The organism is Stutzerimonas kunmingensis (assembly GCF_014764705.1).
Taxonomy (GTDB): Bacteria; Pseudomonadota; Gammaproteobacteria; order Pseudomonadales; family Pseudomonadaceae; genus Stutzerimonas.
In genome coordinates, this window is the sequence record NZ_JACXXG010000006.1 from 30,539 (window position 1) to 42,885 (window position 12,347).

Sequence of the window (12,347 nt, forward strand, 5' to 3'; positions counted from 1 at the left end):
CTGGTTAGTGTTTCTTGACGTCGATGCGCGGATCGACCAGTGGAACGGTGAGGTCCGCGATCAGGTTGCCGAGGACGATGGCCAGTGCCGACACGGTGGTCACGCCGACGATCACCGGGATGTCCACCTGCTGGATGGCCTGCCAGGCGAGCTGGCCGATGCCCGGCCAGCCGAACACCGACTCGACCACCACCAGCCCGCCCATGAAAATGCCGATATCGATGCCGATCATCGGGATCACCGGGACGATGGCGTTGGGCAGCACGTGGCGGGCGATCACCCGCAGCCGGCTCAGGCCCTTGGCGCGGGCGGTGCGGATGAAGTCCTGGTGCAGCACCTCGATCATCGAGGAGCGGGTCATGCGCGCGTACCAGCCGCTGCCGAGCACGCCAAGGGTCAGCGCCGGCAGCAGCAGGTGCTCAACGCCGCCGTAGCCACCGAGCGGGAACCAGCCGAGCTTCACCGCGAAGAAGTAGAGCGCGAGCATGGCGGCGATGAACTGCGGCGCCGACACGCCGACGAAGGAGAAGGCCATCAGCAGCTTGTCGGCGAAGCCGCCGCGGCGCAGCGCGGCGATCACCCCGAGGCCGATGCCGATCAGCAGCTCGAAGCCGATGCCGGCGGCCATCAGCTGCAGCGAAGGCTTCAGCCGTGCGCCGATCAGCTCGGCCACCTCGCTGCGCTGGATGTACGAGCGGCCCAGGTCGCCCTGTACCAGGCCGGCCAGGTAGCGCCCGTACTGCACGTAGAACGGCTGGTCGAGCCCGAGCTGGGCGCGGATGCTGGCCACCACCTCAGGGGTCGCGCTGCGCCCGGCGATTTGCCGCGCCGGGTCGGCCGGCAGCATGAACAGCAGCAGGTAGGTGATCAGGGTGACGCCGAGCAGGATCAGCAGCGAGTAGCCGAGGCGGCGCAGGATGAAAGGAGCCATCAGCGTCTCCCCGACAGGGTCGGGTCGAGCTCGTCGCGCAATGCGTCGCCCACCAGGTTGAAGGCCAGCGACAGCAGCACGATGGCCGCCCCGGGAAAGAACACCAGCCAGGGCGCCTCGGTGAAGTAGGTCTGGCTCTCGAAGATGATGTTGCCCCAGCTCGGCGTCGGCGGCTGTACGCCCACGCCGAGGAACGACAGGGTCGCCTCCAGCAGCACGGTTGTGGAGATGCCCAGCGTGGCCCAGACCAGAATGGTAGGCAGCAGGTGCGGCAGCAGGTGGCTGAACAGGATGCGCCGGGCGCTGGCGCCGAGGGTGCGCTCCACCGCGACGAAGTCGCGCGCGGCCAGGGCCACCGTCTCCGAGTAGATCACCCGGGCGATCTGCACCCAGTTCACCATGGCGATCACCAGCGCGACGATCCACACGCTCGGCTGGAAGATCGCCGCCAGCGCGATCGCCAGCAGCAGCGCCGGGAAGGCCATCATCAGGTCGGTAAAGCGCATCAGCACGCTGCCCAGCCAGCCGCGCACGAAGCCGGCGGTGAGCCCGACCAGGGTGCCGATCAGCACCGCCAGGCCGTTGGCAACCAGGCCGATGAAGAGCGAGGTGCGCGCGCCGTAGACCAGCCGCGAGAACAGGTCGCGGCCGAGCAGGTCGGTGCCCAGCCAGTAGGTCGAATCCGGCGGCAGCGGCGCGCCTTCCAGCGACAGGCCCTCGATGTACTGCTCGGAGGGGTCGTAGGGGCTGAGCCAGGGAGCCAGCACGGCGAAGGTCACCACGGTCAGCACGAACAGCAGCGACAGCGCCACCGAGGGGCGCCGCAGCAGCGCCAGCAGGATGTTCATCGCTGCCGCTCCTGCCGCGGATCGGCGCCCAGGCGGTCGACCTCGAATTCGGCACAGAGCGCCTCGACGCTGCGGTTGAGGCGCATCGACAGCTCGCGCAGTTGCTCGTAGGCCTGCTGCTCGGTCAGCGTCCGCTCCACCATCAGCCGCGCCAGGGTGCGCGCCAGCAAGGGCCCGGCCTCGACCCGCCGGGCCAGCGCCGCCTGCTGCCGGTTCGCCTCGGCCAGCCGCGCGCGCAGCCCGATGGCCATCATCAGCGTGGTGTACACCGAGCCCTGGGTGATCGGCTTGTTCAGTAGTGCGGTGACGCCGAGCTCGATGGCGCGCTGGATCTGCGACAGCGTCTCGTGGGCGGTGAGCGCGATCAGCGGCACGCCGGCGGCCTCGAGTCGGGCCAGGGTCGCCGGGCTGGCGAAATGCTCCAGTTCGACGATGGCGGCGAAGCAGCCATCGAGCGCCGGCAACGTGTCGGCGGCCACCGCCTCGGCGGTGATGCCCAGGCGCCGCAGGCTCTTATGCAGGCTGGCCAGGGTGCGCTCGTCGCAGTCGACCAGCAGCAGCCGGCCGTTCTCGAAATCGGGACGCGACAGGGACTTCATTTGACGATCCTCAGGTGCTGCCGGGGGACCTCGTGACGCAGCGCCTGGAAGGCGCCGAGGTCGGTGGCGGTGAGGTAGGGGTCGGCGGGCAGCGCTGCGGCCTCGCTGTGCAGCAGCTCGAAGCGGCCGGCGCGCAGCTCGGCGATGTGGCAGGGCAGGCTCGAATGGTTGTTGCGCGACGACACCCGCAGCTCGCCGAGCACGCCGGGCAGCGGATGCCGGTAGAGGTAGTCGCAGATCACCTCGGGCGCGTCGCTGCCGGTGTGCTGCAGGGCCTCGGCGAAGGCGTGCACCGCCACGTAGGCGCCGGTGTAGTAGTGCGAGCAGCGGTCGAGCCCGTGCACCAGTTGCTGGCACCGGCTGAATTCGGCATGCACGCTCTCGAAGAACGGACCGCAGGACAGCAGGCGCAGGTTCGGCCGCTCGCCGACCTCGCCCAGCTCCGCCTCGGTGAGGTTGCAGCTGAGCACCGGCAGGCGGATGCCGGCCTGCGCGCAGGCGGCGTCCAGCTCGCGCAGGAAGGCGTAGGAGGACTCGCCCACCAGGTTGTTCAGCACGAACGAGGGCGCCTGGCCCATGAGCGTGGGAATCGCCTCGGCGAAGCCGGTGCCGCCCAGGTGCACGTACTTCTCGCCGAGCACCCGGCCGCCGGCCAGCTCCAGCACCTCGCGGGCGATCCGGTTGCTCTCCCAGCCCCACACGTAGTTCGAGCCGATCAGGTAGCCGCGCGCGCCGAAGGTGGCCAGCGCGTAGCGCAGCAGCGGCACCAGCGTCTGGTTCGGGCAGGCGCCGAGGTAGAGCACGCTCTCGCTGCTCTCGAAGCCCTCGTAGGGGCAGCCATACCAGAGCAGCCCGCCCTGCTGTTCCAGGTCGGGAATGATTTCCTTGCGGCTGGCCGAGGTGATGGTGCCGAACAGGTGCCGCACGCCCTGCTGCATCAGCGCGGCGGTTGCCTCGCCGTAGCGGCTCAGCTCGCCACGCGGGTTGCAGTGGGTGGCGGCCAGCTGGAAGTCCAGCTGCGGGTCGGCATTGATCTCGGCCAAGGCATCGCGGGCGCCAGCCAACGCATGGCGGGCCATCCGGCGGTAGGTGCCGTCGGTGGAGAGCAGCAGGCCGATGGGCAGTGTTCGACGCATTTTTCCGTGTTCCCAGAAACGAAAAAAGCCCGATCGACCAGCAGGCTGGTGGATCGGGCTTCATTACCCGGCGCCCGGGGGCGCGAATGGTCACAAGGCTTACGAGGCAGAGCCCGGCTTGCAGTGGATGCGCTTGCCCATGAAAAAAGGATGCCAGATCGCCAACAACGGCCCTGGGCAGGCGGTGGGGCGACGCCCAGCCGCCCAGCCCGCACCACAACAGGTCGCACAATCGCTGTCACGCGCCAGCCTGGTGCGAAATGCATGCAGCCGCTCAAGCCTCGCCGGGCCCGCAGGGTGCGCCGTGCGCACCGCGTATCCATCAGCGCATCACGAAACGCCACTTCTCGCTGTCGAGCGACGACGAATGCCGTGAGGCGATCCTCGCAAGCGTTGCGTTGTTCGCATCGCAGTGCCGTGCAGCCCGCAGAAACTGCAATCTTCCAGGGCACCGACGCAGGGCAATCGCTTGAAGGCTGGCCAAGCCCGAGAAGTGCAGCGCGATAGGTATCGGAGGTGGATGCAACCAGGCGGCGGGTCTTGATACCTCCCTTCTTGCCAGTGGGGTCGAGCCGAAACAGGTTGAGGACGAGCTGTTTGAGCACGGCCAGGTTGTGTGCGGCGTATTGTGTCCTGGCACGCATCTGGCCATCGGCGAAGGCGACATCCATGCACCAGTGCAGTTGGTTCTCGACGCTCCAGTGCGCACGTATGGCTTGGGCCAGGCGTTGGGCATCGGCAGGCAACTGCTGATATAGCAACGATATTCTGTTGTCTGCCGTCCCTTGACCCGGTGCGCGGCAAGCCTCGGCCTTCAGGCCGGGGAAGGATAGCGCGGGCCGCGAGGCGGCCCTATGATGTTCTGTATATCCGAACAGTGCGTGGAACGGCGGTTGGCTGATTGCCGTGCCGCCACAGACACGAGCCGCACCTGCCCGTTGCGACCATGTGTCGGCGGACAACCGGCAGATGCAAGCGCAATTCCGCTGCGTCGAGTGCGGCTTCGAGGAAAACGCCGATGTGGTCGGCGCGATCAATGTGTTAAGGGCGGGACACGCCCGGTTCGCCCGTGAAGTGAGTGGTGCGGTAAGGCCGCCAGCAGCAGGAACCCACCGAGGTGAGTCAGCCCTCACGGGCTGAACACGGTAGGAATCCCCTTCCTTTCCGCCCCGGGCGGTGAGCGTCAGCGAGAGGGAGGGGAGGATATCAAGCTTTTCGTGCTGCTCTGGGGCAGTGCGGCCATCTTCACCCGCTGGGGACTCGACCACGGCACTCCGTTCGCGCTGCTGGTCGTGCGCTTTTCTCTGGCCCTCGCTGCGGTTCTGCTGATTGGCTTGTGCCGCAGGCGCTGGCGGCCCGCGCCAGGTACTGCCTGGCAGACGGCGGCCACCGGGCTGCTGATGATCGGCTGTTATTCGATCTGCTATTTCCAGGCCATGGCCCATAGCGTTACGCCGGGGGTAATGGCGACGCTGCTCGGCGTCCAGCCGATCCTGACCCTGCTGCTACTGGAACGGCGCTTCTTGCCGCTGCGCCTGCTCGGGCTGCTGGTGGCGCTGGCCGGGCTGGCCGCGGTGGTGTTCCAGAGCCTGGTGCTGGCGCGCTTCTCGCTCGCCGGGATGCTGTTCGCCCTCGCTGCGCTGCTGTGCATGACCTTGGGTGCGATCCTGCAACAGCGTATCCGCCAGAGTCCGGTGGAAGTGCTGCCGGCGCAGTACGGGGTAAGCCTGCTGCTGTGTCTGGTGTTCGTGCCGTTCCAGCCGTTGCGCTTCGAGGCCGTTGTCGGCTTCGTCGCCGGTGCTCTGGCTGGGGCTGGTGATTTCGGTGGCGGCGCAGCTGCTGCTGTACCGCATGATCCAGACCGGCAATCTGGTCAACGTCACCAGCCTGTTCTATCTGGTGCCGGTGGTCACCGTGGGGATGGATTACCTGTTGCTCGGCAACCGGCTGTCGCATCTCGGCCTGCTGGGCATGGGCGCGATCCTGCTGGGCCTGGCGCTGGTCTTCAAGGCGGCCCCGGCGCAGCGTTGAACGGCAGGGCCGGACGGCGCATGCGCCGTCGCGGCCCTGCACGATTTCAGCTCACCACCCGATAGCACGGCTCGTAGGGGGCACCGCCCGGCAACTTCATCCGGTGCTGCCGAACGAAGGCCTGCAGCAGGTCATCCAGCGGCCGCATGATCGCCGCGTCGCCGTGGATCTCGTAGCGCCCGTACTGTTCGATGCGGCGGATGCCCTTGTCCTTGACGTTGCCGGCGACGATGCCGGAGAACGCGCGGCGCAGGTTGGCGGCCAGCTCGTGGGCCGGCAGCCCGCGCCTGAGTTGCAGGTTGGCCATGTTCTCGTGGGTGGGGTCGAACGGGCGCTGGAAGCCTTCCTCGATCTTCAGCAGCCAGTTGAAGTGGAAGGCGTCGTTGCGTTCGCGGCGGAAGCGCCTGACCGTTCTCAGCCCCTCGGTCATCTCCCTGGCCACTTCGCTGGGGTCGTCGATGATGATCTGGTAGCGCTGCTGCGCGTCCTCGCCCAGGGTCGCGCCGACGAACGCATGGATCTGCTGCAGGTAGGCCGCGGCGTCCCGCGGGCCGGTGAGGATGACCGGGAAGGGCAGCTCGCGGTTGGCCGGATGCAGCAGGATGCCGAGCAGGTAGAGGAATTCCTCGGCCGTGCCGACCCCGCCGGGGAAGATGATGATGCCGTGGCCGACACGCACGAAGGCTTCCAGGCGTTTCTCGATATCCGGCAGGATCACCAGTTCGTTGACGATCGGGTTGGGCGCCTCGGCGGCGATGATGCCCGGCTCGGTCAGCCCCAGGTAGCGGCTGCCGACCAGCCGTTGCTTCGCATGGCCGATGGTGGCGCCCTTCATCGGGCCCTTCATCACGCCGGGGCCACAGCCGGTGCAGACGTCCAGGCTGCGCAGGCCGAGTTCGTGGCCGACGCGCTTGCTGTACTTGTATTCCTCGGTGCTGATCGAGTGCCCGCCCCAGCACACCACCATGTTCGGCTCCACGCCGGGGCGCAGGGTGCGGGCGTTGCGCAGCAGGTGGAACACGTAGTCGGTGATGCCCTGCGAGCTGCTCAGGTCGATGCGGGCGCTGTCCAGTTCGCTCTCGGTATAGACGATGTCGCGCAGCGCGCTGAAGAGCATTTCCCGCGTGCTGGCGATCATCTCGCCGTCGACGAAGGCGTCGGCCGGGGCGTTGAACAGTTCCAGGCGCACGCCGCGATCCTGTTGCAGGATGCGCACCTCGAAATCCTCGTAGGCTTCGAGGATGGTCTTGGCGTTGTCGATGCGCGTACCGGTGTTGACGATCGCCAGCGCGCACTGGCGGAACAGCTTGTGGGTCCTGCCCGCGCCGACTTCGCTGAGTTGCTGGACTTCGCGTTGCGAGAGGGTTTCCAGGCTGCCCTTGGGGCTTACCGAGGCGTTGATTACGTAGCGTTGGGTCATTCGTCATTCCCTGAGGTCGATGCCGCCGCACCGCGAAGAGCGGCGCCATCGGGATGGTGAGCGCCCATGGTCATGGTTGCCATGGGCTGCCGGGTTCACGGGCCGGTATGTCGAGCGCGATGGCCTCCAGCGAGAGGCGGTGAACGGCGGCAGGGCGGCGCCATCTTACCCGCCATGTTCCGGTTGCGGGCGTGGATTCTCGACATTCCGTTGCGCGATCGCGTAAGGCCCGGCGCAAGCTGCCGGGGTTCAGGCCGCGGCGTCAGAACGCAAAAGGTAAGACACTCGCGGGATGCTGGCGTGCGGCGAGCAGGTGGCGAAATTCGTCGGGGTTTTTTACCTGGATATCGGGCTGGCCGGCGAAGTGCTGTGCGGCGATCAGGCGCGACAACCAGAAGCGCACGCAGGCGACCCGCAGCATTGGCTGCCACAGTTCGGCTTCGGCCGGAGTGAAGCGGCGCAGGGCGGAATAGGCGGCCAACAGCGGTTCGCTGCGTTCGCCGTCGATCTCGCCGTTGGGGTGCGAGCACCAGTCGTTCACGGCGATGGCCAGGTCATAGAGCATCGGCCCGGAACAGGCGTTGTAGAAGTCGATCACGCCGGTCAGGTGAGTGCCTTCGAACAGCACGTTGTCGCGGAACAGATCGGCATGCAGGTTGGCGCGCGGCAGGGCGAGGAGCTTGGGTCGCAGTTCGGCGATCTCCGCCAGCCCGTCGCGCAGCAGCGGCAGCTGCTCTTCGGGCAGGCTCAGTGCCAGGCTCGGCCCCTGTTCCTGCATCCAGTCCAGGCCACGGTCGCTCGCGCGTTCGAGGATGTGCTCGCGGGTGGCCAGGTGCAGGCGTGCCAGCAGCCGGCCGACTTCCGCGCAATGATGAGGGTTGGGCTCGATCATGTGCCGGCCCGGCAGGCGCGGCTGCAGTAGCGCGGGTTTCTGCGCCAGCTCGCGCAATGCCTCGCCCTGCCCGGTGCGCAGCGCGTAGGGCACCGGCAATCCGGCGCGCTGCAGCACGTCGAGCAGTTCGATGAAGAACGGCAGGTCCTGCGTGGGCCCACGCTCGATCAGCGTCAGTACGTATTCTCCCTGCTCCAGGCTGACGAAGAAGTTGCTGTTCTCGCTGCCGGCGGCGATGCCCTGGAAATCGCGCAGCCGCCCGAGCCCGTAGGGCGCCAGGAAGGCTTCCAGTTCGTCGCGTTGCAGGGGCGTGAATACCGACATGGCGGGCCTCCCGAATTACCAGCTGAAAATCTTCCAGGAAGGAATGAGCATGTCCGGCTGGTCGGCACGGACGAAGTTGCCGTCGTTGCCATCGGCACGCACCAGGAAGTAGGGCTTGCCGTGCTTGGGGGTGACTTTCACGGCGTAGAGGAAACCGTTGACGCGGTATTCCTCGACGGTGCGATCGCCTTCCTGGCGGATGGTCACGTCGGGCTCGCCTTCGACCGATTCCTGGGCGAAACCGGCCAGGGGCACGCATGCCAGCAGGCTGGCCAGCATCAGGTGTTTTAGAGCGCGCATGATAACCTTGTCCCTTTATCGTCAAATGGTCCCAACATTCTAGCCTTGGGCCCGCCGAAAAGGTTGATTCCGCTCATGAGCCAAGCTCCCCTCGTCCTGGTGGACGGTTCGTCCTACCTGTACCGCGCCTTCCACGCGCTGCCTCCGCTGACCACCTCTACCGGCAAGCCGACCGGTGCGGTCAAGGGTGTGCTGAATATGTTGCTGAGCCTGCGCAAACAGTATCCGGACAGCCCGTTCGCCGTGGTTTTCGACGCCAAGGGTCCGACCTTCCGCGACGCGCTGTTCGAGAACTACAAGTCGCACCGCCCGCCGATGCCCGATGACCTGCGCGTGCAGGTCGAGCCGCTGCATGCCAGCGTCCGTGCACTGGGGCTGCCGCTGTTGTGTGTGGAAGGGGTCGAGGCCGACGACGTCATCGGCACCCTGGCGCGGCAATGCGCGGCGCTGGGCCGTGATGTGGTGATCTCCACCGGCGACAAGGACATGGCCCAGCTGGTCTGCCCACACGTCACCCTGGTCAACACCATGACCGGCAGCGTCTATGACATCGAGGGTGTGAAAACCAAGTTCGGTGTCGGGCCCGAGCTGATCATCGACTTCCTCGCGCTGATGGGCGACAAGGTCGACAACATTCCTGGCGTGCCAGGCGTGGGCGAGAAAACGGCATGTGGCCTGCTCAACGGCATCCCGGGCGGGCTCAAGGGACTCTACGAGCACCTCGATCAGGTTGCCGGGCTGCCGATCCGCGGCGCCAAGTCACTGGGCGCCAAGCTGGAGGAGCATCGCGATGCCGCCTTCATGTCCTACGAGCTGGCGACCATCAAGATCGACGTGGCGCTGGACGTCGAGGTCGGTGACCTGATGCCCGGTGAACCGCACCGCGAGGCGCTGATCGCCCTTTATCGCGAGCTGGAGTTCAAGCAGTGGCTGGACGACCTGCTGCGCGAGGCCAAGGCCGCGGGCGAGAACTGCGAGGTGCAGCCCGAAGGCCGCTCGATCCAGGCCGAAGCCGAGTACACCACGATCCTCGATCCGGCCGAGTTCGATGCCTGGCTCGAGCGCCTGAAGAACGCCGAGTGCTTCGCCTTCGATACCGAAACCACCAGCATCGATGCTCAGCGCGCCGAGCTGGTCGGCGTGTCCTTCGCCGTCGAGCCGGGCCAGGCGGCCTATGTGCCGCTGCGTCATTCCTATATGGGTGTGCCGCAGCAGCTCGAGCTTGATGCCGTGCTTGGCGCGCTCAAGCCGCTGCTGGAGGATCCGGCGAAGACCAAGATCTGCCAGCACGGCAAATACGACATGAACGTGCTGATGCACTACGGCATCGAGATGCGCGGCATGACCTTCGACACCATGCTCGAATCCTACGTGCTCGACGCCACCGCCACTCGCCACGACATGGATAGCCTGGCGCTGAAATATCTCGGCCGTGGCACCATCCGTTTCGAGGACATCGCCGGCAAGGGCGCCAAGCAGCTGACCTTCGACCAGATCGCCATCGAACAGGCCGGCCCCTACGCCGCCGAGGACGCCGATGTCACCATGCGCCTGCACCAGACCTTGCTCGGCAAGCTGGAGCAGACGCCATCGCTGCTCAAGGTGCTGACCGAGATCGAGATGCCGCTGGTGCCGGTGCTGGCGCGCATCGAGCGCAACGGCGCGCTGGTCGATGCGCAGTTGCTCGGCCAGCAGAGCGTCGAGCTGGGCGACAAGCTGGTGCAGCTGGAACGCGAGGCCTTCGATATTGCCGGCGAGGAGTTCAACCTCGGCTCGCCCAAGCAGCTCTGCGCGATCCTCTATGACAAGCTCGGCTGCCCGGTAATCTCCAAGACCGCCGGCGGCCAGCCGTCCACCGCGGAAAGCGTGCTTGCCGAACTGGCCGAGCAGGATTACCCGCTGCCCAAGGTGATCATGCAGCACCGCTCCTTGAGCAAGCTCAAGGGCACCTACACCGACAAGCTGCCGCAGCAGATCAACCCGCGCACCGGGCGCATCCACACCAGCTACCACCAGGCGGTGACCGCCACCGGCCGGCTGTCCTCCAGCGACCCGAACCTGCAGAACATCCCGATCCGCACCGCCGAGGGCCGGCGCATCCGCCAGGCCTTCATCGCGGCGCCGGGCTACAAGCTGCTGGCGGCCGACTACTCGCAGATCGAGCTGCGCATCATGGCTCATCTGGCGCAGGATGCCGGTCTGCTGCACGCTTTCCAGAACGACCTCGACGTGCACCGCGCCACGGCTGCCGAGGTGTTCGGGGTACCGCTGGAGCAGGTCAGCAGCGATCAGCGACGCAGTGCCAAAGCGATCAACTTCGGCCTGATCTACGGCATGAGCGCCTTCGGCCTGGCCAAGCAGATCGACGTCGGCCGCAAGGAAGCGCAGGAGTACATCGACCGCTATTTCGCCCGCTACCCCGGCGTGCTCGCCTATATGGAGCGCACCCGCACCCAGGCCGCCGAGCAGGGCTACGTCGAGACGCTGTTCGGCCGGCGCCTGTACCTGCCGGAGATCAATTCGAAGAACGGCGCCATGCGCAAGGGTGCCGAACGCACCGCGATCAACGCGCCGATGCAGGGCACCGCAGCGGACATCATTAAGCGCGCCATGATCGCCGTGGACGGCTGGCTGCAGCAGAGCGGGCTGGATGCGCGGGTGATCCTGCAGGTACACGATGAATTGGTGCTGGAAGTGCGCGAAGACCTGGTCGAGCAGGTCCGCCAGCAGATCTGTCCGTTGATGAGCGAGGCGGCCCAGCTGGACGTACCGCTGCTGGTCGAAGCGGGCGTTGGCAACAACTGGGACGAGGCGCACTGACCGTGCTGCCGAAAAATGTCGCTAGTCGACGAAATTTTTTTCGTCCGCGTTGAACTTCCGCTGCAACCATCCGGTCAGAGCATGCGAAGGGTGTAAAAGCCCTTCGATGCTCCTTGTTGTGTTAAGTGTTGGCAGATCTCTGGACCCCGCCCTAGCGGTCCGGATTTGGACCTCGAACTTCCCCCTCCCCCAATGAAGTTCGAGGTTTTTTTTGCCTGCAGAAAAGTGGATGAGGCCTCACCGGGGGCAATGGCCTGCGCAATCTCTTGCGCAGCATTCTGTGGATAAGTTTGTGGGTAAGCTGTTCGCAGTGCGATGAGTCGCGAGCTTGGTGGGCGTTGCGCAACTTGTTGCCATGTCTGCGCAGGAACTTGCGCAGCTTTCTGTGTCGGGCATCACTTCTGCTATTCGGGTTGTGTGATGAAAATTAACTATCTCTTTGACAAATAAGCATTTTTTATTTTTGGCACGGCGCTTGTTGTTACGAAATGGCCATTTGGCACTCATTTCAGACAAGGAGAGCACCCATGCCAACACCCGCGTATCTGTCCCTCGAAGGCACCAAGCAAGGCCTGATCACCGCCGGCACCTTCACCGAGGACTCGGTTGGCAACATCTTCCAGGAAGGCCATGAGGACCAGATCCTGGTGCAGGCCTTCCAGCATCAGGTCATCATCCCGCGTGACCCGCAGTCCGGCCAGCCGACAGGCCAGCGCGTACACAAGCCGCTGATGATCACCAAGGTATTCGATAAGTCGTCGCCACTGATCTTCAACGCTCTGACTTCCGGCGAGCGCCTGAACAAGTGCCGTCTGGAGTGGTACCGCACCTCGTCCACCGGCACCCAGGAGCACTACTTCACCATCGAGCTGGAAGATGCGGTGATCGTCGACGTGCAGTCGCGCATGCCCAACTGCCAGGACCCGAACATGTCCCATTTCACCCATCTGGAAGACGTGTACTTCACCTACCGCAAGATCGTCTGGACCCACGAGGTTTCCGGCACCTCCGGCTCCGACGACTGGCGCACCCCGATCGCTGGCTGA

At 65.9% G+C, this 12,347-nt stretch carries 9 protein-coding genes and 3 pseudogenes; 4 read left to right on the forward strand and 8 right to left on the reverse strand.

Translation table 11 applies throughout. The features are described from left to right. Positions 1–4: 4 nt before the first annotated feature. From IEG05_RS07385 to IEG05_RS07405, 5 genes and pseudogenes are all read right to left on the reverse strand, one after another. Positions 5–931 (reverse strand): ABC transporter permease, encoded by a 927-nt coding sequence (locus tag IEG05_RS07385; protein WP_003160982.1) that lies wholly within the window; start codon positions 929–931, stop codon positions 5–7. Next, complete coding sequence (locus IEG05_RS07390) at positions 931–1,779, reverse strand: ABC transporter permease (protein ID WP_003160981.1); 849 nt, start codon at positions 1,777–1,779, stop codon at positions 931–933. The genes IEG05_RS07385 and IEG05_RS07390 overlap by 1 nt, the downstream gene beginning before the upstream one ends. Then, the gene (locus IEG05_RS07395) at positions 1,776–2,378 is read right to left on the reverse strand and encodes an ANTAR domain-containing response regulator (protein ID WP_003160980.1); all 603 of its coding nucleotides are present in this window, start codon (positions 2,376–2,378) and stop codon (positions 1,776–1,778) included. Before IEG05_RS07395 ends, IEG05_RS07390 begins: the two co-directional genes overlap by 4 nt. Further along, on the reverse strand, positions 2,375–3,514 hold the full coding sequence (locus IEG05_RS07400; protein WP_003160979.1) for a transporter substrate-binding protein: 1,140 nt from the start codon (positions 3,512–3,514) through the stop codon (positions 2,375–2,377). Before IEG05_RS07400 ends, IEG05_RS07395 begins: the two co-directional genes overlap by 4 nt. 482 nt (positions 3,515–3,996) lie before the next feature. Further along, positions 3,997–4,301 (reverse strand): annotated as a pseudogene (locus tag IEG05_RS07405) (ISAs1 family transposase); the annotation flags it as partial. Between the two features lie 104 nt (positions 4,302–4,405). Here IEG05_RS07405 and IEG05_RS07410 point away from each other — a divergent pair. Both IEG05_RS07410 and IEG05_RS07415 read left to right on the forward strand, forming a co-directional pair. Beyond that, positions 4,406–4,654, forward strand: a pseudogene (locus tag IEG05_RS07410) (zinc ribbon domain-containing protein); the annotation flags it as partial. Positions 4,655–4,719: 65 nt separating this feature from the next. Continuing rightward, a pseudogene (locus IEG05_RS07415) lies at positions 4,720–5,545 on the forward strand (DMT family transporter). 46 nt (positions 5,546–5,591) lie between these two features. Here the strand turns inward: IEG05_RS07415 and ppnN are convergent. From ppnN to IEG05_RS07430, 3 genes are all read right to left on the reverse strand, one after another. Further along, positions 5,592–6,965 (reverse strand): nucleotide 5'-monophosphate nucleosidase PpnN, encoded by a 1,374-nt coding sequence (ppnN, locus tag IEG05_RS07420; protein WP_046618141.1) that lies wholly within the window; start codon positions 6,963–6,965, stop codon positions 5,592–5,594. A gap of 262 nt (positions 6,966–7,227) precedes the next feature. After that, positions 7,228–8,181: a homoserine kinase gene (locus IEG05_RS07425; RefSeq protein ID WP_046618140.1), complete on the reverse strand. Its 954-nt coding sequence runs from the start codon at positions 8,179–8,181 to the stop codon at positions 7,228–7,230. Between the two features lie 15 nt (positions 8,182–8,196). Then, positions 8,197–8,481 (reverse strand): DUF2782 domain-containing protein, encoded by a 285-nt coding sequence (locus IEG05_RS07430; protein ID WP_046618139.1) that lies wholly within the window; start codon positions 8,479–8,481, stop codon positions 8,197–8,199. Positions 8,482–8,556: 75 nt separating this feature from the next. Between IEG05_RS07430 and polA the strand changes: the two genes are divergently transcribed. Both polA and IEG05_RS07440 read left to right on the forward strand, forming a co-directional pair. Beyond that, positions 8,557–11,301, forward strand: a complete 2,745-nt coding sequence (polA, locus tag IEG05_RS07435; RefSeq protein ID WP_191121820.1) for a DNA polymerase I — start codon at positions 8,557–8,559, stop codon at positions 11,299–11,301. A gap of 527 nt (positions 11,302–11,828) precedes the next feature. Beyond that, complete coding sequence (locus tag IEG05_RS07440) at positions 11,829–12,347, forward strand: Hcp family type VI secretion system effector (RefSeq protein WP_003286458.1); 519 nt, start codon at positions 11,829–11,831, stop codon at positions 12,345–12,347.